This window comes from Paraburkholderia bryophila, assembly GCF_003269035.1.
Taxonomy (GTDB): domain Bacteria; phylum Pseudomonadota; class Gammaproteobacteria; order Burkholderiales; family Burkholderiaceae; genus Paraburkholderia; species Paraburkholderia bryophila.
Genome location: NZ_QLTK01000027.1, coordinates 49325 through 72192 on the forward strand (window position 1 = coordinate 49325; position 22868 = coordinate 72192).

The window sequence follows — 22868 nt, forward strand, 5'->3', positions numbered from 1 at the left end:
ATGGTCATGGTCAACTCAAGCGCCGCCGGCGCCAACGACGCCATCAGCGTCAACAAAACGCCGCCGCTGGGCGTGCCGGTGGCTTACGACAACAACGCCCAACGCGTGCAGGCGATCCCGAACGTCAGCAACATCCTGGTCGCCTGCGCGCCCGCCCACAACCTTACAACCATCATTCCAGTCACTAGCGGAGACGCACCTGGCGCGATGGGCGGCGTCAGTTCCGGCACCGTCTGCGCGAGCTCACGCCATATCAACGGCGCCACCACGGTACTGCTGCACGGCATGCCAACTACCCGGATGACCGATCCCACGCAACAGAATGCAACCAATGCGGTGGGCACGGGCACATCGCCCAGTCAGACACACATTCTTAACCTGGCGAGTTGATCCACGCATGCTCATCCCGATGCAATGGCGGGCGCGGTTTGCGGTAAAGGCGTTTCTGCCGACGCTACCGACTTTGCCGTGGTTGCTATTCCCGCTGGCTCTGCAAACACTCGTGACGGGCTGCGCAACAACGCGCCCGCCTGCGGACACTTTCGTCACGCTTTCTCTCGACGCCAGTGCCACCGTCAACCCCGACAGCCTCGGACGACCCGCGCCGATTCTCGTCGGTATCTACGACCTGAAAACGACCGCGGCTTTCAACGCGAGCGGCTTCGCACCGTTGCAGGACCACGCGAAGGCAAGTCTCGGCGACAACCTCGTCGCGTTCGAACAACTCATTCTGCGACCGGGTGAACAACGCACGCTCGAACGAACACTCGAACGGACCGGCGACGCGCGGGCGCGCTCGCTGGGCGTCGTCGCCGGCTACCGCGAATTGAACCGTCACGTCTGGCGGGTCGCGATCCCGTTGCCCGCCGCCGCCGAGCCCAGCCTTCTGACGCTCTGGCCATCCGAGCCGCAACGGCTCGTCGTGCATGTGAAACTGGACGACAGCGGCATCGTCGTCCGAACCCTGAATCGGAACCCTCGATGAAGCATTCCACCGCGCCGCTGAATTTACCGTTGAAGGACTCGGGCAGCTCCCGCAGCAAGGTTGTCTGGTCCGAAGGCATGTATCTGCGGCCGCAACATTTCCAGCAGTTCGAACGCTATATCGAAAGCTATGTGCAATTGCGTTGCCGCGGATTGCAGCGCGCGTTCTGGGGTTTCACGAGTCTCGAGATCGATCATGACGCGCTGGCTCTCGGAAAAGTGTCGCTGACCATGGCGCAAGGCGTATTTCCGGACGGCACCCCCTTTCTGCTCACCGGTCCCGACGAACTGCCCGCCCCGCTCGACATTCCCGCCGACGCAAAAGATCAGCTCGTGCTGCTCGCGTTGCCGCTCAGACGGCCGGGCGGCGAAGACACGATCTTCGAGGAACGCACCGATTCGCTCGCGCGCTATAGCGCCTACGTCCGCGAAATCGTGGACGGCAACGCGGTCGCGTTGGGACCCGCCAGCGTGCAGATCGCCCGCGCGCGGTTGCGTCTCGTGCCGGCGTCCGAACTGGGCAGCGAATGGCAGGCCATCGGCCTGCTGCGCGTGACGCAGCGGCGTAGCGACAACCATCTGCTGCTCGACAAACACTACATTCCGCCGATGCTGATTGCTGGCCAGCATCCGTTGCTCGCCGGCTATATCCGCGAGTTGCACGGCCTGCTCGAACAGCGCGGCGATGCGCTGGCGAGCCGGCTGTCGCGGCCGGGACGCGGCGGCGTCGCGGAAGTCGCGGACTTTCTGCTGCTCGCGCTGATCAATCGCGCGCAGGCCGACACTTCGCACGAACACGAATTCGGCGAAGTGCATCCCGAAGCGCTGTTTCAGCAGTGGTTGCGGCTCGCGTTCGACCTCGCCACCTACACGAACCAGGAACGCCGGCCGACGGTTCGTCCAGCGTACCGGCACGACGATCTGCAAGGTAGTTTCTCGCCGTTGATGGCCGAGTTGCGGCGCGCGTTGTCGACTGTTCTCGAACAGAACGCGGTCGCGATCGAACTGCAGGAACGCGCGCACCGCGTCTGGGTGGCGCGGATTCCGAGTCCCGAGTTGCTGCATAGCGCCGGCTTCGTGCTCGCCGTGCACGCCGATCTGCCCGCCGAGACCGTGCGCTCGCGCTTTCCCGCACAGGTCAAGATCGGGCCGGCCGAGCGGCTCGCCGATCTGGTGAATCTGCATTTGCCCGGCATTGCGTTGCGCATGCTGCCGGTCGCACCTCGGCAGATTCCGTATCACGCGAGCTATCACTACTTCGAACTGGATACCGGCGCCGAGCTTTGGAAGCATCTGGAAAAATCCAGTGGGCTCGCGCTGCACGTCGCGGGCGATCTGCCGGGTCTGGCGATGGAATGCTGGGCGATTCGCGGATGACGCAGCATCGATCAGGTGCCCACAATGCGCTCGTCGCCGCCGCCGACCCGCTGCTCGACCTGCTGGTGCCGATCCGCACCGGCACGGACCTCGCGCCTCAGCGGCTGCGCGAATATCTGCTCGATCAGATCGGGCAGTTTCAGGCGCGGGCGCAACGTGCGGCCATTCCCGTCGAGACTATCGTCGCCGCGCGCTATTGCCTGTGCACCGCGCTCGACGAAGCGGCCGCGCTCGCGCCGTGGGGCGGTGGCGGCGCGTGGTCGACCCACAGTCTGCTGGTTGCCTTGCACAACGAGACATGGGGCGGCGAAAAATTCTTCCAGTTGCTGGCGCGCCTGTCGGTGAGCGCGCACGCGCATCGCGACATGATCGAACTGCAGTACTTCTGCCTGACGCTCGGTTTTCAGGGACGCTACCGCGTGATCGATAACGGCGCCGCGCAACGCGAGACGCTGATACGTCGGCTGCACAAACTACTGCATGAAACCGGTGGCGGATACGCACAGCCGTTGTCGCCGGAGTGGCGCGCCGCGGACCGCACGCCGGTGCGACGGCTGCGTGGCGGGCTGCCGTTGTGGGCGTGGTTGCTGCTGGCCGGGGTGAGCGGCAGCGCGAGTTTCGGCGCTTTTCTGTGGGCCACCAACGCCCATGCGGATCGCGTCTATGCGGCGATCGAGACGCTTCGTCTGCCTGAGCTGGATGTCCACGCGAACCACCCGCCGCCGCCGAACGGGCTGCGGCAGGCGCTCGACGCGGATCTGCGAAGCGGCGTGCTCGCGCTGCGCGAAGAGACGGACCGCAGCGTGATCGCCATGCGTGGCGACGGCCTGTTCGACTCCGGCTCGGCCGCTGCGAATCCGGCGTATCTGCCGCTACTCGCGCATCTGGCCGACGCGCTGAACCGGGTCGGCGGCGATCTCGTCATCACCGGTCATACGGACAATCAGCCGATCCGCGATCAGCGCTTCGAGTCGAATCTCGCGCTGTCGCACGCGCGTGCCGGCGCGGTCAGGCAATGGCTGCTGGCAGCAGGTCTTGCCCCGAACCGAAGTATCACCGTGACGGGCCGCGGCGACGAACAACCAGTGGATACCAACCAGACAGCCGATGGCCGCGCCCACAACCGGCGCGTGGAGATCGTATTGTTCCCGCGTCCCGCGGACAGACCAGGCATTTCGCAGGCGACCGATCGATGAAGTTCGTAACACGGGTAGTGCAGCTGATGGTGTCCCGAACCTGGTGGCTGTGTGTCTGGCTATGCGTCGAGATCGCGCTGGTCGTCGCGTTGATCTGGAGCGCGGGGCCGCTGCTGGCGATCGGCGCGACGCGTCCACTGGAGAGTGCGACGGTGCGAGCGTGGCTGATTGCGCTCGTGCTGCTGGCCGGGTGCATGCGGCTCGTCTGGCGCATGCGCGGTAGCGATGCGGGTGCGGGTGCGGGTGCGAGCCTGTTCGAGCGTTGGCGTGAACACCGGATGAGCGTGAGCAACGCGCAGACTTCGGATGCCCCCCACACAGTTATTAGCGCCGACGACCGCGCCAAAGTTGCCGAACTGCGCGCCCGTTTTCACAACACGCTCTCTCTCCTGCGTCGCGCAAACCCGGCGGCAGGCAAGCTCGCGGCATGGCACGATGCCGTCACCGGTCGGTACGCGTATCGATTACCGTGGTATCTCGTGGTCGGCAGCGACGGCTCGGGCAAGACTGCTGTACTCGTCCACGGCGGGCTCGATCTGTCGACGGTCGAGCAGGCGGCGCAAGCTGCTGCCGGCCACATCGAAGCGACCGGGCAATGCGCCTGGTGGTTCAGCAACCACGCGGTGCTCATCGATACGCCCGGCCACTATCTGGAAGCCGCCGACGACACCCAGCGGCGCGGCGCCGAGTGGCGCGCCTTGCTCGCGCTGCTTCGCAAACACCGGCCGCGCCAACCGCTGAACGGCGTACTACTGACGGTCGCGATCGACACGCTGCTCGCGCTGAACCAGGCTGAACGTGCGGCGTACGCGACGCGTCTGCGCAAGCCGCTGCTATCGATGCGGGAGTCGTTCGACATGCAGGTCCCGATCTACTTATGTTTCACCCGCATGGATCGCCTTGGCGGCTTCGTCGAGTACTTTTCCGCGCTAAGCCGCGAAGGCCGCGAGCAGGTTTGGGGCGCCACCTTCCCGCTCGACGAAACTGCCGCGCCGTCCAACCGCGCCGCCACGGCATTCACCGACGCATTCGACAAGCTCGCGCAGCGCCTGACCGAAGGCTTGCGCGACGTGCTGAGCACCGATCCCGATCTCGATAGCCGAGCGCTCGCCTATCTGTTCCCGCAGCAGTTCGCGAGTCTGCGCGATGTGCTCGACGGTTTTTGCTCCGCGCTGTTTCGGGCGTCGCAACTGGAACCCAATCTGGTCGCGCGCGGCATCTACTTCGCCAGCGCCTTGCAAAGCGGGCCGGCAATCGACCGGGTACTGGCGCCCGTCAGACAACACTTGCACAGCGCAATGCCGTCGCCTTCGCCTGCGCCCGCAACAAATCGCGTCAGCCAAAGCTACTTTCTCAAGCAACTGTTGCACGAAGCGGTTTTTGCGGATGCTGGCCTCGCCGGCACGAGCCGCGCGTCGCTGCGGCGACGTCTGATCGCGCACACGACGCTCGCAGTGGCAAGCGTCGCCCTCCTGCTGATACTGCTAACCGGCTGGGCGGTCAGCTATTCCAACAACCGTGCCTATCTCGACGAAGTCGGCGCGCACGTTGCCGCGATCAATCGGCACGCGCGCGAGCCGATCACGTTAGCCGCCGGTGCATTGGCGCCGCTCGCGCCGCTGCTCGACACCGTGCGAAGTCTGCCCCGCAGCGAACGTTTCGAGATCGACGCACCGCCGGAATTGCGCTACGGACTCGGTCTTTACCCCGGCGCAAAAATCGGCGAAGCCAGCGAAATGGTCTATCGCCGCGCGCTCGACGACAAGCTGCTGCCGCAGGCCGCCGCGCGTCTCGAAACGCTGCTGTCCAACGCCCCGCCCGACGACCCTGAATATACGTACGACGCGCTCAAGGCCTATCTGATGCTTCACGACGCCACCCACTACGACGGCGGTTTTGTCGCCGCGTGGCTGATCCTCGACACGCAGATGGCCTCGCCGTCCGGCACCACGCTGGATCAACGCGCACGCCTGGAAGCGCACCTTGCGCGGCTCTTCGAAGCGCGCGCGGTCGCCTCGCCGTTTGCGCTCGATGCAGCGCTGGTGAGCCGCGTGCGTGAGCGGCTCGCGCGCGATTCGTTTGCTCAGCGCGCCTACCATCAGTTGCGCCGGGAACTGCTGCGTACGCCACGCGCCGCGCCGCTCACCGTCGTCAGCGCGGGCGGCCCGCAAGCGGCGCTCGTGTTCCAGCGCCTCAGCGGCAAACCGCTCAGCGACGGCATCGACAGTCTGTATACGTACCGAGGCTATTGGGACGTTTTCGACAAACGTGTCGCCGGCGCCGTCGCGCAACTGCGCGGCGAAGAACCCTGGGTGTTGGGTATCGACGCCGCGCCCACCGTCGACACCGCGCGCCTGGCGCTTGAAGTGCGGCGCGCGTACTTCAACGACTACATCGAAGTCTGGGACGCCTACCTCAACGACTTGACGCTGGCGGATAGCAAGTCGATTGCGCAAAGCACGCGAATTGCACGCACGTTGTCGGCGCCGGACTCGCCGCTCAGACAATTCCTGCAGGCCGCCGCGCGCGAGACGAATCTGTCGCGAGCCGCCTCCCCGACCAAGCAGCGGCCCACGGTGGATCGCCTGCAGCAACGCCTCGGCGAAGCGCGCCGATCGCTCGCGGCGATGTTCGGCAACGCCGCGCCCGCCGCGCCGCAAGCGGCTAACGAAGACCGACCCGAAGCCATGGTCGACGCGCATTTCGAACCATTGCGGCGCCTCGTCGCCTCGTCCGAGGGTGGCGCAGCGGGCACGGCACCGTTCGACGGCAACCTGCATGTGGTCGACGAGTTGTACAGCTATCTGACCTCGGCGAGCGCGGCGCTCAACAGCGGCAATTCGCCGCCACCTACCGACGTGTTCGACAAACTGCAGGCCGACGCCGGACGCATGCCGATGCCGTTGCGCAAAATGTTCGGCGATCTGTCGCAAAACGGCTCGGCGCAGGTGGGCGGAGCGCTGCGCGCCAACCTCGCGCAGGACGCGCAGGGCGGCGTAGGCCGACTGTGCCGGCACATCATCGCCGGACGTTATCCGTTTGCGCGCAACTCCAACCGGGACGTCGCCCTCGACGATTTTTCGAAACTGTTCGCGCCGGGCGCGTTGATGGAGAGCTTCTTTCAAAAAAATCTGGCGTCGCAAATCGACGTCAGCGGTAGCCGCTGGCGCTTCAGGCGCGACGCGACCGGCTCCGCCTCGGGTGACGCCCGTCTGGCCGGCTCGTTCCAGAATGCCGACATCATCCGCACGGCGTTTTTCTCCGGCAGCGCCACGATGCCGGCGCTGCAGGTCGAGCTGACGCCGCTCGAGCTGGACCCGGGGATCGCACAGTACACGCTGGACGTCGACGGCCAAACACTGCGCTACGCACACGGGCCGCAACTGCCCACCACGGTGAAATGGCCCAGCCCCACCGGCGGCGGCCAGGTCAGTCTGCAGATCAGCACGCCGGGAGGCACCGACGGCCTGCAAACTCAGGGACCGTGGGCGCTGCACCGCCTGCTCGACAAGGCACGTATCGCGCCGGGCGCGACACCCGAAACCTTTGTCGCCACCTTCGACTTCAACGGCCGCAAGCTATCTTTGCGGGTTATCGCCAACAGCAGCTACAACCCGTTCAGGTTGCCGCAAATGGACGCGTTCTCGTGTCCGTCCTAAAGCCGCTCGCTATCAGATCAGGACGTTTGCTCCATGCCCTCTTTCAGCCTTCAGTTGATGATCGTCGCCTGCCATGGCAAGGCGCTACCGAACGATCCCGGCACGGTCTTCGACGCGGCCGGCGGCTCGATCGGCCGCGCGCCCGACAACACGCTGGTGCTCCCCGACGTCGATGATGGCGGCAGCGCGGTGGCGCAACGCCATGCGTCGATCAGCGCACACGGCGACGGGTGGCAGTTGCGCAATACCAGCGAACATGCGGCGATCGCCGTTAATGGCAAGCTGGTCGAGCCTGGCGGAGAGATCGAGCTGCGCGCGGGCGACATCATCAATATCGGCGCCTATGTGCTGCGGGCCGGCGGTGCCGCTGCCGCTGACTCTGCCAGAAACGGAAACGCAGCACCGAACCCGCTGTACCTGACCACGCCTTCGTCTGGCCTTGCCGATGACGACCGTCCGTTTGGTCCCGGCACATCGAGCTCATTACACGATCTGCTCGATACGCCGCTGGACCCCCTCGCACTGTTCGGCGCGCCAGCGACGAAATGGTCGAACACGCAATGGAGCGACACGAACGTCCCCGACCTGTTCGCGGACCTCGTTGCCGCACCACCCGGCGCGTTCGACGCCTCGCGTACGCACAGCGCGCCCGGTCATGCGATACGCGACCAGGTGGCGGAATTCGACGGCCATCTGCGGCTAAAAATTGCCACGCCACTAGCGGAAAACAGTCAGCATGGCGCCGGCGTTCGACGAGCCGACTACGCCGACGCGTTCAGCCGGTTATACGACGCATCGGCCTGCGTCGTACGCGTGGCCGTGCCGAATTACGGCGGTAAAACTCACGTGCCGATCGATCCATCGCACCCGTCGACGATTGCCGAGGGCGAAGCCACCGGGTCCGTCGCCGCGCTCGCCCAAGCCTTTCTCGACGGCGCCGGCGTTCCCTGCGACGCAACCGCCGAGGCCGGCTTCACCCCAGAATTCATGCACACGCTGGGAACGCTGGTCCGCACCCTCAAACAACATACTGACCGAGACTAACCGCCACCCACTCGATCAGAGGCCGGCGCCGCACCGCCATCAGCAGCACTTGCCCAGCGCAGGCGCCCGTCCGCTCGGCATCCGCACGGCCGTCTCGCGGCGAGCCGGGGCGGCCCCCTCTGCTATATTCTCTCCATCCTGTCCCTCTCCTTCACGACGCGTGGAACAACTTCCCCTGTGGGCGCAGATCGGCGCGGTTTGTCTGCTGCTCGTCTGCTCCAGTTTCTTTTCCATTTCTGAAACGGCGATGATGGCGCTCAACCGTCATCGCCTGAAGCACCTGGCCAATCAGAACGTGCTCGGTGCAAAGACCACTCAGGGTCTGCTCGCGCGTACCGACCAGCTCTTGAGCGTGGTGCTGATCGGCAACAATCTGTTCAATACGATCATTCCGGTGCTGACCACCTCGATCGCGCTGCACACGTTCGGCCGCAACAACCTCGTGCTCTCGATCGCAACCGGCATCGTCGCGTTTCTTATCATCGTGTTCGCGGAGATCACGCCGAAGATCGTCGGCGCAACGTTTCCGGAAAAGATCGCGCTGCCCGCCAGCCTGCTGATCGCGCCGATGATGCGCGTCGCGAAGCCGCTCGTCTGGTTCGTCAATCTGTTCGCCAACGCGATCCTGCGGGTGCTGCACATCAACACCAAGGGCGCGCACGACCAGCGTCTGTCCACCGAAGAACTGCGCACCATCGTGCTCGAATCGGGCAGCTTCATGCCCACCAAGCACCGCAGCATTCTGCTGAACCTCTTCGACCTCGAAAACATTTCTGTCGACGACGTGATGATCCCGCGCCGCCGCATCGAAGCGCTGGATTTCGACGCGCCGTTCGAACAGATCCTGCATCAACTCGAAACCTGTTATCACAACAAGCTGATCGTCTATCAAGGCGACATTGACCGCGTGCTCGGTGTACTCCACGTGCGCAAGACCCTGGCCGCGCTGCATAACCAGGAACTCGAACGCGAGACGCTGCGCGAGTTGCTCGCCGAGCCGTACTTCGTGCCGAGCGGTACGCCCGTGTTCCAGCAACTGCAGTTCTTCCAGGAAAGCCGCCATCGCACCGCGCTGGTCGTCAACGAGTATGGCGAACTGCAGGGCCTCGTCACGCCGGAAGACATCATCGAAGAACTGATCGGCGAATTCACCACGTCGATTCCGCGTAGCGCCAATACGCGCGGCGGCTGGAACGAGAGCGGCGAATGCATCGTGGCGGGCAGCATGCCGCTGCGCGAACTGAACCGCTGGCTGCAACTGACGCTGCCCACGGACGGTCCGAAAACGCTCAACGGCCTCATCCTCGAAATTCTCGAAGACATTCCGGACGGCGACGTCTGCGTGCAGATCGGCGACATAAAACTCGAAGTGATGCGCAGCGACGATCAGGCGATCCGCACCGTCAAGCTGTTCAAGCCGCCGGTGCGCGGTACGGCCAAGGCCGCCAAAGCCACGCGCATCTGAAGCCGAAACAGAGCTTCGCACAGCGGCGCCGCGCGCGCCATTAGCCGAATGGCCGAGTGGCGTTAGGGCGATACCTTGACCGATGATGCGACCGTCATGTTCTACAGGCGGCTCGTCACCGGTCTCTCATGCAAGCATCCAGTCATTCCGCCGCGCCCGCTTCGGGGCCTTCAACTTTCAATAGCGAAGCTGCGGCCAAAGCCAGGACCGCAAACTTCGCGGTCGATCCCGCCGCCAACCTCGTCGATATCGACAACGCGCCGGCCGTTCGCCTCCTCACCGAAACCCTGCAGGAAACCACTCGCCGCAATGCGTCGGACCTGCATATCGAACCGTCGGAGCATGGCTGGCGCGTACGCATGCGCATCGACGGCGTGCTGCATGAGCTGCCGCAGCCGCCCGCGCATCTGCGCGACGCATTTATCACCCGCGTGAAGGTGCTGGCACGCATGGACATTGCCGAGCGGCGCGTGCCGCAAGACGGCCGGCTGCGAATCGCCACGTCGCCCGGACGGACCGAAGACTATCGCGTCAATTCGCTGCCTACACTGTTCGGCGAAAAGCTGGTGCTGCGCCGGCTCGACGCATTGCCCGCGGATCTGTCGCTCGACTCGCTCGGCCTCGATCCACGGCAGCGCGCCATCGTCGACGCCGGCATCCGCGCACCGCACGGCCTGATGCTGGTCACCGGCCCGACCGGCAGCGGCAAGACGCTGTCGCTGTATTGCTTCCTGCAATTGCTCAACGACTCATCGCGCAATCTGTGCTCGGTTGAGGATCCGGCCGAAATCCAGCTAGCGGGCATCAACCAGGTCAGCGTGCGTGAGAAAGCGGGCCTCACCTTCGCCGTGGCGCTGCGCGCGTTTTTGCGTCAGGACCCGGATGTGATCATGGTGGGTGAAATCCGCGACGACGAAACCGCCGACGTCGCCGTGAAGGCCGCGCAAACCGGCCACCTCGTATTATCGACACTGCATACGAACGACGCCCCCGCGGCGATCGCGCGTCTGATCGACATTGGCGTCGAGCCGTACAACCTGGCGGCCGCGTTGCGCATGGTGACCGCGCAACGGCTGGTGCGCCGACTGTGCGTGGCGTGCCGAACGCCCGCGCCACATTCGAGCGCCGCGCTGCGTGCCGCGGGTTTCGCCGACGCTCAGCTCGACGGCTGGCAGCCCTACACCGCCGCTGGTTGCGCCAAGTGCCACGGTATCGGCTACCGGGGCCGGATCGGCGTGCATCAGGTAATGCCGGTGTCGGAGCCGATGCGCGAATTGATCGTGGCAAGCGCCGGCTCGCATGAGCTCGCGCGGCTCGCTCAGGCGGAACAGGTGGCGACGTTACGTGAAGCGGCGTTGGCGCGCGTGCGCGACGGCACGACGAGTCTCGCGGAAGCGCTGGCTGCCACGGAGGTCGCGTGAATACCGCTGTGTTGGTGCAGTCGGCGGCCACGGAACTGCGCTTCAAATGGCATGGCGTCAACGCACAAGGCACGCACAAGCGCGGCGCGCTGATCGCGCCGAACGCCAGCATCGCGCGCTCTCTGCTCAACAAGCGCGACAACCTGTTCATCATCGAACTCAAAGTGCATGGGGCGGCGCCCCGCCCCAAAACCCGCGCCGCCGACGTAACACTGTTCACACGCCAGCTCGCCAGTCTGCTGCGCGCCGGCTTACCGCTCGCGCCCGCGCTCGATCTGCTGGCGCAGACCGACAGCGTCCGCCAGCAAGGAATGCCGCGGATCGTCGGCGCGCTGGCACGCGACATTACGAGCGGCCTGCGGTTTTCGGCGGCGCTGCAACGGCATCCGGCCCAATTCAGCGCGTTCTATTGCCAACTGGTCGAGGTGGGGGAAGCCGCCGGCGCGCTAGCCACGGTGCTGGCCCGTCTGGCCGACGACCGCGAACGCGCCGCCGCGCAGCGCGCCAAGGTGCGTGCCGCGTTAACCTATCCGGGGGCGATCCTGCTGCTGGCCATGGCGATTACGACGGCGTTGCTGGTGTGGGTCGTGCCGACGTTCAAGCAGATCTTCGACGGCTTCGGCGCGCAGCTGCCCGCGCCGACCCAGTTCGTGCTGGCGCTCTCGGCGGGTGCGGCACGTTGGAGCGTGCCAGCCGTTGTCGCGGTATTCGCCATGGTGTGGGCTGCGACGTTTCTGCTGCGACGTTCCGAAGCGGCGCGCATACGCTTTTCACGCGTGGCGCTGAAAATACCGGTTGCCGGTCCGCTGTTGAGCAGTCTGTGCGCCGCCCGCTGGAGCCGTGCGCTCGGCACGCTGCTGTCGGCCGGCACGCCGCTCGCCGACGCCTTCGACTCCTTGACGCACGCCACCGGCAACGCATTCTTCGACCGCGCCACCGTCGATATCGCCACACGGCTGCGACGCGGTGAGCGGCTCGCGGCGGCCATGCGCTCGGTCCGCTGTTTTGCGCCGGAGATCGTTCAGCCGGTCGCGGTCGCCGAGGAATCGGGCACGCTCGACACCATGCTGATCGACGTAGCGTCGCTCAGCGATCGCCAGGTAGACGAAAAAATCGCCACGCTGGCGAGCCTGTGCGAACCGCTTGTCATCGTCGTGCTGGGGGCGCTGGTCGGTGGCCTCGTCATCGCCATGTATCTTCCCATTATTCAACTCGGCAACGTGGTGTAGCATCGCAGCCGAATCCACTATTTCGCCATGCAGGCTATTCATCCACTCGTGTCAGACACCTCTTCCAGCTTGCTTGCGGGCTTGCTGCCCGGGCACTTTGCCGCTGATCTGGGCTTCGCGTTCGGCAGCCTGCCGACCGGCTTGCAGTTCGGTTTCGCGGTCGTGTTCGGCCTCGTGATCGGCAGCTTCCTCAACGTGGTCGTGCATCGTGTGCCGATCATGCTGGAGCGTGCATGGCAAGAGGAAGTGCACGAAGCCACCGGCGCGCCGCCCGAAGAAGACACCCTGCCCGCCCGCTACAACCTGTGGGTGCCGCGCAGCGCGTGCCCGCACTGCGGCCATGTGCTCAGCGCGTGGGAGAATCTGCCGGTACTGAGCTACCTGCTGTTGCGCGGGCGCTGCTCGGCCTGCAACGCGCCCGTCAGCCCGCGCTACCCGTTGCTCGAAGTCGCCAGCGCCGCCTGCGCGGCCGGCACACTCGCGCTATACGGCCCGACCGCCACGACGCTCGCGGCGTTCGGCCTGTGCGCGGCGTTGCTGGCCATGAGCGCGATCGACATCGATACGCACCTGTTGCCGGACTCGATGACGCTGCCGCTTTTGTGGGCCGGCCTGATCGTCAATTTCAACGGCATGTTCGCCAGTCTTCACGACGCGGTGCTGGGCGCGATCTGCGGTTATCTGGCGCTGTGGGTCGTGCACTGGCTGTTCAAGCTGGTGCGCGGTGTCGAAGGTATGGGCTATGGCGATTTCAAACTGCTGGCCGCGCTCGGCGCCTGGTTCGGCTGGGCGGCTCTGCCGCAGATCGTGTTGATCGCCGCGGTCAGCGGTGCGGTGGTCGGCCTCGCCGCCACATGGCTCGGCCGTATGCGCTTCCAGGAACCGTTGCCGTTCGGACCGTTTCTCGCGGCGGGCGGCGCTGTTACGCTGTTCATCGGCACGCCGCTTTATCTTGCGCTGGGGGGCTGAAGCATGTTCGTCGTGGGTCTGACTGGCGGTATCGGCAGTGGCAAATCGACCGTGGCGGACCTGTTCGCCGCGCACGGCGTGCCGCTCGTCGACACCGATCTGATCGCGCATCGCATCACGGCGCCGCACGGCATTGCGATGCCGCAAATCGCGGCGGAGTTCGGCACGGAATTCGTCGCGGCGGACGGCTCGCTCGACCGCGCCCGCATGCGCACCCTGGTATTCAGCGACGACGGCGCGCGCAAGCGGCTCGAAGGCATCACCCATCCGTTGATTCGCGCGGAGACCGAACGTGGGCAGCGCGAGGCACGCGGGCCTTATGTGATCGTCGTGGTGCCGCTGCTAGTCGAGTCAGGCAGCTGGAAGACGCGCGTGAACCGCGTGCTGAGCGTGGATTGCAGCGTCGAGACGCAAATCTCGCGCGTGATGACCCGCAACGGCTTCAGCCGCGCTCAGGTGCTGGCGATCATCGCGCGCCAGGCCACACGCGAAGCACGCCTCGCCGCAGCGGACGACGTGATCGGCAACGACGGCGCATCGCTAGAAAGTCTGCGCGCGCAGGTCGACGCGCAGCATCGCGCGTATCTGTCGCTCGCCGCAGGGGCGTCGGGCCAAGCTCAAGACGCGGACTCGTAACGCAGGCGTAGCACGGCCACGCTCAGCTATGCCAACGAGCGCCAATCCTGTGCTCGCATGTGCCCGGCAGATGAAAACCGCATGCCCCCGCCACGACGTCCGCTGCCAGGCCCATTGAACTTCGCGGCATCGTGCGAGCCGAATGACGCAGAAAACTGCCCAAAACACGCGAAAAAAATTGCGCAAGCTGTCAGGAAAAGTGCGAGATTGCTAGGGTAGTCTCACGGCATTAGAATGTTCTGCATTCCCGTCACCGACCACGCCCGAGGCGAGCCCGCTTGATCCTTTACGAGTATCCCTTCAACGAGCGAATCCGGACGCTATTGCGCCTCGAAGATCTGTTCGAGCGCTTCACGTTCTTTCTGACTCAGGAAGACGCGAGGGAGCATCACGTCGCGTTGACAACGTTGTTCGAAATCTCAGAGGTTGCGGGTCGCGCGGATCTGAAGTCCGATCTGATGAAGGAACTCGAACGCCAGCGTCAAACGCTCGCGCCGTTCCGCGGCAATCCCGGCATCGAGCAGAACGCGCTGGAAGCGGTGCTCGGCGAAATCGAGCAGACCCTCTCGGGCCTCTCGCAGATGCAAGGCAAAACCGGCCAGCATCTGGCCGACAACGAATGGCTCGCCAGCATCCGCAGTCGCGCGATCATTCCGGGCGGCACCTGCAAATTCGACCTGCCGTCTTACTACGCGTGGCAACAAATTCATCCGGATCAGCGTCGCCAGGATATCGCCAAATGGGTCACGCCGCTGCTGCCGCTGCGTGACGCGGCCACCATCGTGCTGCGGCTCGCGCGCGAATCCGGGCAGGCGTCGAAGGTCATGGCCATGCAGGGCAGCTATCAGCAAATGCTGTCGGGCCGCTCCTATCAATTGATGCAAGTGCGCGTGACACCCGAGTTGCGGGTGATCCCGGAAGCCAGTGCGAACAAGTACATGCTCTGGGTGCGTTTCACTGTGCAGGACGGCGATCTGCGTCCGCGCGCGGTGGACGTCGACGTACCGTTCCAACTCACGCTCTGCAGTCTGTAACGTTCGCCGGGTAAGTCGGCCTTTAAGCCGACTCGCGAGGGCACGCCTTTAAAGCAGCCAGAAAAGCCCCTATATTCGTTACTTGTTCCGCTTACGATTGACCGCCTGACCGTATGCCTACCTTCGTCAAATGCCCCACTTGCGGAAAGGACGTCCTCTGGGCCCCTGAAAACCGCTTCCGCCCGTTTTGCTCGGACCGTTGCAAGCAGGTCGATCTCGGCGCCTGGGCCACCGAGAAGTACAGGATCGGCGGCACCGACCAGGACGCTGTATCAGATGACGCGCCCGGCGGGGATCACAACCCGCATTGAATACGGCGGCTACGCCTTTCAGCGCCGCTTCGCAGGCCAGCCCGTTCTAACGCAGCCCAAAACAAAACGCCACGACTGAATGCCGTGGCGTTTTGTTTTGGGCTTTCGGGCGCCCGTTTGCGCGAGCATTTTCTTTGCTGACTAGCGCTGCTCCGCCGCGAGCCATTCCAGCACGGGAATGGTCGCCGGCAACAACGGCGCGACGTCCGCCGGCAGCGTTTGCCAGACAAAAGCCTGACCTTCGCGGCCGTGCGGCTCGCCGGCCCACTGCGTCACCTTGCAGAAAAACAGCCGCACATAAGCATGCGGGTAGTCGTGTTCCAGCGTATGCCACAGGTGGCACGCCTTGACGTCGATCCCCAACTCCTCGTGCAACTCGCGCGCGAGCGCGGCCTCGACCGATTCGCCCGCTTCCAGCTTGCCGCCCGGAAACTCCCAGTAGCCTTCGTACGGTTTGCCGGCCGGACGCTGCGCCAGCAGATAGCGCCCATCCGGCTGAACCAGCACGCCGACGGCGACTTCCGTCACCTTGCGGCCGGCGGCATTCGTGGCAGCGTCGCTCATGCCGGGTTCTTCCGGCCGGACCAGTCGCGGGCGAACTGCCACGCCACGCGCCCCGAGCGCGAGCCGCGTTCGAGCGCCCATACCAGCGCATCGCCGCGCGCCGCTTCGACTTCGGCGTCGTCGCAACCGAAGTACCGCAGCCAGTGACCGATGATCGACAGGTAGTCGTCCTGTTTGAACGGATAGAAGCTGACCCACAGCCCGAAACGCTCGGACAGCGAGATCTTTTCTTCGACCAGCTCGCCAGGGTGAATCTCGCCGTCGGACGTGTGCTTGTACGTCTCGTTGTCGCTCATGTATTCGGGCAACAGATGGCGGCGGTTCGACGTCGCGTAAATCAGCACGTTGTCCGACTGCGCGGCGATCGAGCCGTCGAGCGCGACCTTCAGCGCCTTATAGCCCGACTCGCCGTCTTCGAACGACAGGTCGTCGCAGAACACCACGAAGCGCTCCGGCCGCTGCGCGATCAGATCGACGATATCGCCGAGATCGTGCAGATCGTCTTTGTCCACTTCGATCAGACGCAGGCCGTCTTTCGCATACGCGTTCAGGCAAGCCTTGATCAGCGACGATTTGCCGGTGCCGCGCGCGCCGGTCAGCAGCACGTTGTTGGCCGGTTGCTTATGCACGAATTGACGCGTGTTCTGCTCGATCAGACCTTTCTGGCGTTCGATGTTTTGCAGGTCGTCGAGCGTGATCGCCGAAATGGCCGGCACCGGCTGCAGGTAACCGCGCCCCTGGCGCTTGCGCCAGCGGAACGCCACCGCGGCCGACCAGTCGATGTCCGGCGCAGCGGGCGGAAGCATCGCTTCCAGGCGGCCGAGCACGGCTTCGGCGCGGGTCAGAAACTGTTCGAGTTTGTCCATGGCTGTGAAGTGAGCGGCCACGAGGCCGCATCATTAGCTTGATTAAACCTGGTTACGAACGATAGTCGGCGTTGATGCTCACGTAGTCGTGCGACAGATCGCAAGTCCAGATCGTGGCTTGCGCATCGCCGCGGCCGAGTACGACACGAATGCCGATCTCGCTCTTTTTCATGACGCGCTGGCCGTCTTCTTCACGGTAGGCCGGATTGCGGCCGCCGGCAGTCGCGACCAGCACGTCGTCCAGATACAGATCGATCTTGCCGACGTCGAGATCGTCCACGCCGGCATAACCGATGGCCGCCAGAATGCGGCCGAGGTTCGGGTCCGATGCGTAGAAGGCTGTTTTCACGAGCGGCGAGTGGCCGATCGCGTACGCGATCTGGCGGCATTCGCCGACGCTCGAACCGCCTTCGACCTGCACGGTCATGAATTTGGTCGCGCCTTCGCCGTCGCGCACGATCAGTTGCGCGAGGGTCTGGGCGACCTCGGTCACCGCGTCGCGCAGCGCTGCATAAGCGGGCGAATCGGTGGAGGTGATCGCCGGCAGGCTCGATTGGCCCGACGCGATCAGGATGAAGGAATCGTTGGTCGACGTATCGCCGTCGATCGTGATGCAGTTGAACGAGCGATCCGCCACGTGCCGGACCAGCGCGTCGAGCACCGGTTGGGCGACGGCGGCGTCGAACGCGAGGAAGCCGAGCATGGTCGCCATATTCGGCTTGATCATGCCGGCGCCCTTGCTGATGCCGGTCAGCGTGACCGTGTGGCCGTCGATCGTGACCTGACGCGAAGTCGCCTTGGGCAGCGTGTCCGTGGTCATGATCGCTTGAGCGGCGTCGTACCAGTGCGCTTCCTTACGGTTCGCGAGCGCCGCCGGCAAACCTGCCTTCAGACGATCGACCGGCAGCGGCTCCAGAATCACGCCCGTCGAAAACGGCAGCACCTGCTCCGGCGAAAGGTCCGCCAGACGCGCGAGTTCCGCGCAGGTTTCGCGCGCCGCGACCATGCCCGGTTCGCCCGTGCCCGCGTTGGCGTTGCCGGTGTTGATCACCAGCGCGCGGATCGGCTTGCCGCCGGCGCGCACACGCTCCAGATTCTCGCGGCACACCGTGACAGGGGCCGCGCAAAAGCGGTTCTGCGTGAACACGCCGCCGACCGTGGCGCCTTCGGCGACGGAAATGACGAGCACGTCCTTGCGGTTCGGCTTGCGGATATTCGCCTCCGCCCAGCCTAGCGTGACGCCGGCGACAGGATGGAGTTGAGCGGGATCGATCGAGGGGAAATTGACAGCCATGGTCGCGACCTGTCGAAGAAAATGCCGGCAGGCGCCGGCATCGGGGATAGCAAACTGATGGCTCGGGAAGAGGGCCGAACCACCGCGAAATCGACTAAAACACCTGCATGAAACGACGCGGCGCGCTCAAAGGCGCGCCGCTTTCGGCATCAGACAATCTTGCCGTGGCACTGCTTGTACTTCTTGCCGCTACCGCACGGGCACGGATCGTTGCGGCCGACCTTCGGCACCTCGTCCGCATTCACGTTCGGCGCTGCCGGCGACGACGAGCCGTGGCTCATCGCGTCGCCGATCATCGCGGCGGTCGCGGCTTCGGCGGCAACCGGCGCGGCCGATGCCGCTTCGGCAAATTCGGCGTGGCGGAACTCGACATTCTCAAGATGGCCGCCCTGCTCTTCCATCTGCTCGGCAGCCTGTTCCAACTGTTCCGGCGACTGGATCTGCACGTTCATCACCACGCGGGTGACTTCGAGCTTCACGGCGTCGAGCATGGCGGCGAACAGTTCGAACGCTTCGCGCTTGTATTCCTGCTTCGGGTTCTTCTGCGCATAGCCGCGCAGATGGATGCCCTGACGCAGGTGATCGAGCGCGGCCAGATGTTCGCGCCAGCTACGGTCCAGAGTTTGCAGCATGATCGAGCGCTCGAACGCGCTGAACGACTCGCGCCCGACCAGTGCGACCTTCGCTTCGTACGCTTCGTCTGCAGCGGCTTCGACCGCTTCGAGGATTTCGTCGGCGCTGATCGAATTCGACTCGTTGATCATTTCCTGAATCGCGAGGTCGAGTTGCCATTCGTTGCGCAGCACTTCCTCCAGTTCGGGCACGTCCCACTGCTCTTCGATACTGCCGGCCGGCACGAACTGATGGACGATATCGCCGATCACGCCCTGACGCATCGCGCCGATGGTTTCGGTAATGTCGTTCGCTTCGAGCAATTCGTTACGTTGCTGATAGATCACCTTGCGCTGATCGTTCGACACATCGTCGTATTCGAGCAATTGCTTGCGAACGTCGAAGTTGCGCGCTTCCACTTTGCGCTGCGCCGATTCGATCGAGCGCGACACGATACCCGCTTCGATCGCTTCGCCTTCCGGCATTTTCAGACGGTCCATGATCGCGCGCACGCGATCGCCGGCGAAAATGCGCAGCAGCGGATCTTCCAGCGACAGATAGAAGCGCGACGAACCCGGGTCGCCCTGACGGCCGGCACGGCCGCGCAGCTGATTGTCGATCCGGCGCGATTCGTGACGCTCGGTGCCGATAATGTGCAGACCGCCCGCGGCCTTCACCTGATCGTGCAGCGCTTGCCACTCGTCGTGCAGCTTCTGGATGCGGCTTTGCTTGTCCGCGTCGGACAGCGTTTCGTCCTGTTCGATGAACGACGCCTGCTTTTCGGCATTGCCGCCGAGCACGATGTCGGTCCCGCGACCGGCCATGTTGGTGGCGATCGTGACGCGCTTCGGACGGCCCGCTTCAGCGACGATCTCGGCTTCACGCGCGTGCTGCTTGGCGTTCAGCACTTCGTGCGGCAAGCCGGCCTGCTTCAGCAGATGCGACAGCAACTCGGAGTTTTCGATCGACGTGGTGCCGACCAGCACCGGCTGACCGCGCTCGTAGCAATCGCGAATGTCGCGGATCACCGCGTCGTAGCGTTCCTTGGCAGTCTTGTAGATCTGATCCTGCTTGTCGATCCGCTTGGGCGGACGGTTGGTCGGGATCACGACCGTTTCGAGACCATAGATCTCGTTGAATTCGTACGCTTCCGTGTCTGCCGTACCGGTCATGCCGGCCAGCTTCGCGTACATACGGAAGTAGTTCTGGAACGTGATCGATGCGAGCGTCTGGTTCTCGCTCTGGATCTTGACGTGTTCCTTCGCCTCGACAGCCTGATGCAGACCGTCGGACCAGCGGCGGCCCGACATCAGACGGCCGGTGAATTCGTCGACGATCACCACTTCGTTGTTCTGCACCACGTAGTGCTGATCCTTGAAGAACAGCGTGTGTGCGCGCAGCGCGGCGTACACGTGGTGCATCAGCGTGATGTTTTGCGGCGCGTACAGGCTTTCGCCTTCGCCGATCAGGCCCCACTCGGCGAGCAGACGCTCGGCCTTTTCATGGCCCGATTCCGTCAGGAACACCTGACGGCCTTTTTCGTCCAGCGTGTAGTCGCCCGGCTTTTCGACGCCGGTGCCGTCTGCTTTCTCTTCGCCGATCTGGCGTTCGAGCAGCGGCGGCAGCGCGTTCATGCGCACGTACAGTTCGGTGTGATCTTCGGCCTGGCCGGAGATGATCAGCGGGGTGCGGGCTTCGTCGATCAGGATCGAGTCGACCTCGTCGACCACCGCGAAATTCAGGGCTCGCTGCACGCGCGCGTCGGTCTCGTAGACCATGTTGTCGCGCAGGTAGTCGAAGCCGAATTCGTTGTTGGTGCCGTACGTGATGTCCGCGGCGTAGGCTTCCTGCTTCGCGTCGTGGTCCATTTGCGACAGGTTGATGCCGACCGACAGACCGAGGAAGTTATACAGGCGCGCCATCCATTCGGCGTCGCGCTGGGCCAGGTAGTCGTTCACGGTAACAACGTGAACGCCGCGGCCCGACAACGCGTTCAGGTAAACCGGCAGCGTGGCGACGAGGGTCTTGCCCTCACCCGTACGCATTTCGCCGATCTTGCCGTAGTGCAGGACCATGCCGCCGATCAGCTGCACGTCGAAGTGGCGCATTTTCAGCACCCGCTTGCTGGCCTCGCGACAGACCGCGAATGCCTCCGGCAGGAGCTTGTCGAGCGCCTCGCCGCTAGCGACGCGCTGGCGGAATTCACCCGTTTTGGCGCGCAGTTGATCGTCCGTCAATTGCTCGATCTGCGGTTCGAGCGCATTGATCGCCGTGACGGTCTTTTGATATTGCTTGACTAGACGCTGGTTGCGGCTGCCAAAAATCTTCTGTAGAAAACCGGTGGTCATCGGATCGGTGTCTGCGTCGCGGCTTCGGCTGGTTCGCGGCGTGCGTGATTCGTGCACGTGCGCTCCGGGGTCGGAGGGGCCTCGGCGGCTTAGTCCAAGAGTGAATTCGAATCGGGCATTTTAGCACGCGCCCCCGGCCGCGCCTGTGTCAGCGGTGAGACGACGGCATGGCATTCCGGGCCCGCCGCGCCGACCTCCGACCGTACGCATCGAGCCGGGCTCGCGTGCATCCCGCGCGGTACAATCGCGGCGTGAACGCGCATGGGGCGCGAACACACCGTTACTGTCGAACATGAGCCGCTTTCCGTCCTTTTCAAGGCCGCCGCCGCAGCAGTTCAAGGCGCGTCGTCCGCAGCCCGTCGCCGAGGTGCTGAATCGCACCGATGCGTTCGCGGCCCTGCGCGCGGGCGTCGAGCAGATCGCGGCGCTGGAGAAGGATCTGCGCGCCTTGTTGCCGGACTATCTGGCCACCAGCGTGGAACCGGGCTTCATCAAAGAGGGCGTGCTCGCGCTGTTCGCCGGGCACAATGCGCTGGCGGCGCGGTTGCGGCATCTCGAACCGCGGCTGTTGTCGGATCTGCAGCAACGCGGCTGGCACGTCAATGCGTTGCGGATTCGCGTGCGGCCGCAGCCGGCCAAGGAACCGCCGCCGGTCAAGCAGGCGCGCATGACGCCGGTCGGCGCGGACGCGCTGCACGCGTTGAGCGAATCGCTCGCGCCGTCGCCGTTGCAGGAAGCGCTGGCGAAAATGGCGGCGCGGCATCGGAGAAATCGCTGAAACGAAAAAGCGGCCCATCGGGGCCGCTTTTTTTGTGTCTACCACGGGCGCGAAGGCCCTCAAGCATTATGCGAACGCCGTTTGCGTCTCATACGCAAAGCCGCGCGGCGCCTTCTGCGTGTCGTCGAAGGTCACGATTTCATACGCGTCTTCGTGCGCGAGCAACTCGCGCAGCAACGCGTTGTTCAGGCCGTGGCCCGACTTGTACGCGTCGTACGAAGCCAGCAACGGATGGCCGACCACGTACAGATCGCCGATCGCGTCGAGCATCTTGTGCTTCACGAACTCGTCGTCGTAACGCAGGCCGTCGTTGTTCAGAATGCGGTATTCGTCGAGCACGATGGCGTTGTCCATGCTGCCGCCACGCGCCAGACCGAGTTCGCGCATCATTTCCACTTCATGCGCGAAGCCGAACGTACGCGCACGGGCGATTTCGCGCACATACGACGTATTGGCGAAATCCACTTCCAGCGACTGGCCGGTTTTATCCACCGCCGGGTGACGGAAGTCGATCGTGAATTTGAGCTTGAAACCGAAGTACGGATCGAGACGCGCGAATTTGTCGCCGTCACGAATTTCGACCGGCTTGGTGACCTTGATGAATTTCTTCGCCGCGTTCTGCTCTTCGATCCCCGCCGACTGAATCAGAAACACGAATGAGCCCGCGCTGCCGTCCATGATCGGGATTTCTTCAGCGGTGACGTCGACGTAAAGGTTGTCGATGCCAAGACCGGCGCAAGCGGACATCAAATGTTCGATCGTCGAGACGCGCGCGCCGTCTTTCTGCAACACCGAAGCCAGACGCGTATCGCCAATGGACAGAGCCGAGGCAGGAATGTCGACCGGCGTGGGCAAATCCACGCGCGAAAACACAATGCCGGTGTCTGCCGCCGCCGGGCGAAGCGTCAATTCGACCTTACGGCCGGAATGCACGCCGATGCCGACGGTCTTGACGATCTGTTTAATAGTGCGCTGCTTCAACATGGTGATCTTCTATTCGATTGAAAATCCCAATCGGGACTTTTTGTTCCATAGCGCGAATTATACTCCAATACCCTTAGGAGCGTCTTTGCGCGGAACG

19 protein-coding genes are annotated in these 22868 nt (G+C 64.3%); 14 read left to right on the forward strand and 5 right to left on the reverse strand.

Annotated elements, in window-relative coordinates; all coding sequences use genetic code 11:
* From BX591_RS28345 to BX591_RS28405, 13 genes are all read left to right on the forward strand, one after another.
* Complete coding sequence (locus tag BX591_RS28345) at window positions 1-390, forward strand: DUF4150 domain-containing protein (protein WP_111934638.1); 390 nt, start codon at window positions 1-3, stop codon at window positions 388-390.
* A 7-nt stretch (window positions 391-397) separates the two neighbouring features.
* Window positions 398-985 (forward strand): type VI secretion system lipoprotein TssJ, encoded by a 588-nt coding sequence (tssJ, locus tag BX591_RS28350; protein WP_167444635.1) that lies wholly within the window; start codon window positions 398-400, stop codon window positions 983-985.
* The gene (gene tssK, locus BX591_RS28355; RefSeq protein WP_111934640.1) at window positions 982-2361 is read left to right on the forward strand and encodes a type VI secretion system baseplate subunit TssK; all 1380 of its coding nucleotides are present in this window, start codon (window positions 982-984) and stop codon (window positions 2359-2361) included. The genes tssJ and tssK overlap by 4 nt, the downstream gene beginning before the upstream one ends.
* Window positions 2340-3557 (forward strand): type VI secretion system protein TssL, long form, encoded by a 1218-nt coding sequence (gene tssL / locus BX591_RS28360; RefSeq protein ID WP_111934641.1) that lies wholly within the window; start codon window positions 2340-2342, stop codon window positions 3555-3557. The genes tssK and tssL overlap by 22 nt, the downstream gene beginning before the upstream one ends.
* The gene (gene tssM / locus BX591_RS28365) at window positions 3554-7216 is read left to right on the forward strand and encodes a type VI secretion system membrane subunit TssM (protein WP_111934642.1); all 3663 of its coding nucleotides are present in this window, start codon (window positions 3554-3556) and stop codon (window positions 7214-7216) included. Before tssL ends, tssM begins: the two co-directional genes overlap by 4 nt.
* A 33-nt stretch (window positions 7217-7249) precedes the next feature.
* Window positions 7250-8260, forward strand: a complete 1011-nt coding sequence (locus tag BX591_RS28370; RefSeq protein WP_111934643.1) for an FHA domain-containing protein — start codon at window positions 7250-7252, stop codon at window positions 8258-8260.
* A 160-nt stretch (window positions 8261-8420) separates the two neighbouring features.
* On the forward strand, window positions 8421-9725 hold the full coding sequence (locus tag BX591_RS28375; protein ID WP_111934644.1) for an HlyC/CorC family transporter: 1305 nt from the start codon (window positions 8421-8423) through the stop codon (window positions 9723-9725).
* A 128-nt stretch (window positions 9726-9853) separates the two neighbouring features.
* On the forward strand, window positions 9854-11146 hold the full coding sequence (locus BX591_RS28380; protein WP_111934645.1) for a GspE/PulE family protein: 1293 nt from the start codon (window positions 9854-9856) through the stop codon (window positions 11144-11146).
* On the forward strand, window positions 11143-12375 hold the full coding sequence (locus BX591_RS28385; RefSeq protein ID WP_111934646.1) for a type II secretion system F family protein: 1233 nt from the start codon (window positions 11143-11145) through the stop codon (window positions 12373-12375). The genes BX591_RS28380 and BX591_RS28385 overlap by 4 nt, the downstream gene beginning before the upstream one ends.
* Before the next feature lie 27 nt (window positions 12376-12402).
* Window positions 12403-13344 carry a prepilin peptidase gene (locus tag BX591_RS28390; RefSeq protein WP_111934647.1) on the forward strand — a complete coding sequence of 314 codons (942 nt, stop codon included), beginning with the start codon at window positions 12403-12405 and terminating at the stop codon, window positions 13342-13344.
* 3 nt (window positions 13345-13347) lie between these two features.
* On the forward strand, window positions 13348-13980 hold the full coding sequence (coaE, locus tag BX591_RS28395; RefSeq protein ID WP_111934648.1) for a dephospho-CoA kinase: 633 nt from the start codon (window positions 13348-13350) through the stop codon (window positions 13978-13980).
* A gap of 278 nt (window positions 13981-14258) precedes the next feature.
* Complete coding sequence (gene zapD, locus BX591_RS28400) at window positions 14259-15014, forward strand: cell division protein ZapD (RefSeq protein ID WP_111934649.1); 756 nt, start codon at window positions 14259-14261, stop codon at window positions 15012-15014.
* Window positions 15015-15127: 113 nt separating this feature from the next.
* Window positions 15128-15325: a DNA gyrase inhibitor YacG gene (locus BX591_RS28405; protein WP_111934650.1), complete on the forward strand. Its 198-nt coding sequence runs from the start codon at window positions 15128-15130 to the stop codon at window positions 15323-15325.
* 141 nt (window positions 15326-15466) lie between these two features.
* Here BX591_RS28405 and BX591_RS28410 read toward each other — a convergent pair whose 3' ends face one another.
* From BX591_RS28410 to secA, 4 genes are all read right to left on the reverse strand, one after another.
* Entirely contained in the window at window positions 15467-15889 is a 423-nt protein-coding gene (locus tag BX591_RS28410) for an NUDIX domain-containing protein (protein WP_111934651.1), read from the reverse strand.
* Window positions 15886-16755 (reverse strand): ATP-binding protein, encoded by an 870-nt coding sequence (locus tag BX591_RS28415; RefSeq protein WP_111934652.1) that lies wholly within the window; start codon window positions 16753-16755, stop codon window positions 15886-15888. The genes BX591_RS28410 and BX591_RS28415 overlap by 4 nt, the downstream gene beginning before the upstream one ends.
* Window positions 16756-16807: 52 nt before the next feature.
* Window positions 16808-18049: a bifunctional glutamate N-acetyltransferase/amino-acid acetyltransferase ArgJ gene (gene argJ, locus BX591_RS28420; RefSeq protein ID WP_111934653.1), complete on the reverse strand. Its 1242-nt coding sequence runs from the start codon at window positions 18047-18049 to the stop codon at window positions 16808-16810.
* A 149-nt stretch (window positions 18050-18198) separates the two neighbouring features.
* Entirely contained in the window at window positions 18199-21009 is a 2811-nt protein-coding gene (secA, locus tag BX591_RS28425; protein WP_111934675.1) for a preprotein translocase subunit SecA, read from the reverse strand.
* Between the two features lie 292 nt (window positions 21010-21301).
* Between secA and BX591_RS28430 the strand changes: the two genes are divergently transcribed.
* Window positions 21302-21787: a DciA family protein gene (locus BX591_RS28430; protein ID WP_111934654.1), complete on the forward strand. Its 486-nt coding sequence runs from the start codon at window positions 21302-21304 to the stop codon at window positions 21785-21787.
* Window positions 21788-21853: 66 nt separating this feature from the next.
* On the opposite strand, the gene lpxC is transcribed toward BX591_RS28430, so the two are convergent.
* Window positions 21854-22771: a UDP-3-O-acyl-N-acetylglucosamine deacetylase gene (gene lpxC / locus BX591_RS28435; RefSeq protein ID WP_111934655.1), complete on the reverse strand. Its 918-nt coding sequence runs from the start codon at window positions 22769-22771 to the stop codon at window positions 21854-21856.
* Between the last annotated feature and the right edge of the window lie 97 nt (window positions 22772-22868).

Excerpts from the sequence above, each read along its gene's own strand:
- secA (WP_111934675.1), bottom strand. The coding sequence starts at position 21,009 with ATGACCACCGGTTTTCTACAGAAGATTTTTGGCAGCCGCAACCAGCGT.
- tssL (WP_111934641.1), top strand. The coding sequence starts at position 2,340 with ATGCTGGGCGATTCGCGGATGACGCAGCATCGATCAGGTGCCCACAAT.
- lpxC (WP_111934655.1), bottom strand. The coding sequence starts at position 22,771 with ATGTTGAAGCAGCGCACTATTAAACAGATCGTCAAGACCGTCGGCATC.
- BX591_RS28390 (WP_111934647.1), top strand. The coding sequence starts at position 12,403 with ATGCAGGCTATTCATCCACTCGTGTCAGACACCTCTTCCAGCTTGCTT.
- argJ (WP_111934653.1), bottom strand. The coding sequence starts at position 18,049 with ATGGCTGTCAATTTCCCCTCGATCGATCCCGCTCAACTCCATCCTGTC.
- BX591_RS28345 (WP_111934638.1), top strand. The coding sequence starts at position 1 with ATGGTCATGGTCAACTCAAGCGCCGCCGGCGCCAACGACGCCATCAGC.
- tssM (WP_111934642.1), top strand. The coding sequence starts at position 3,554 with ATGAAGTTCGTAACACGGGTAGTGCAGCTGATGGTGTCCCGAACCTGG.
- BX591_RS28410 (WP_111934651.1), bottom strand. The coding sequence starts at position 15,889 with ATGAGCGACGCTGCCACGAATGCCGCCGGCCGCAAGGTGACGGAAGTC.
- tssJ (WP_167444635.1), top strand. The coding sequence starts at position 398 with ATGCTCATCCCGATGCAATGGCGGGCGCGGTTTGCGGTAAAGGCGTTT.
- coaE (WP_111934648.1), top strand. The coding sequence starts at position 13,348 with ATGTTCGTCGTGGGTCTGACTGGCGGTATCGGCAGTGGCAAATCGACC.
- BX591_RS28430 (WP_111934654.1), top strand. The coding sequence starts at position 21,302 with ATGAGCCGCTTTCCGTCCTTTTCAAGGCCGCCGCCGCAGCAGTTCAAG.
- BX591_RS28415 (WP_111934652.1), bottom strand. The coding sequence starts at position 16,755 with ATGGACAAACTCGAACAGTTTCTGACCCGCGCCGAAGCCGTGCTCGGC.
- tssK (WP_111934640.1), top strand. The coding sequence starts at position 982 with ATGAAGCATTCCACCGCGCCGCTGAATTTACCGTTGAAGGACTCGGGC.
- BX591_RS28370 (WP_111934643.1), top strand. The coding sequence starts at position 7,250 with ATGCCCTCTTTCAGCCTTCAGTTGATGATCGTCGCCTGCCATGGCAAG.
- BX591_RS28380 (WP_111934645.1), top strand. The coding sequence starts at position 9,854 with ATGCAAGCATCCAGTCATTCCGCCGCGCCCGCTTCGGGGCCTTCAACT.
- BX591_RS28405 (WP_111934650.1), top strand. The coding sequence starts at position 15,128 with ATGCCTACCTTCGTCAAATGCCCCACTTGCGGAAAGGACGTCCTCTGG.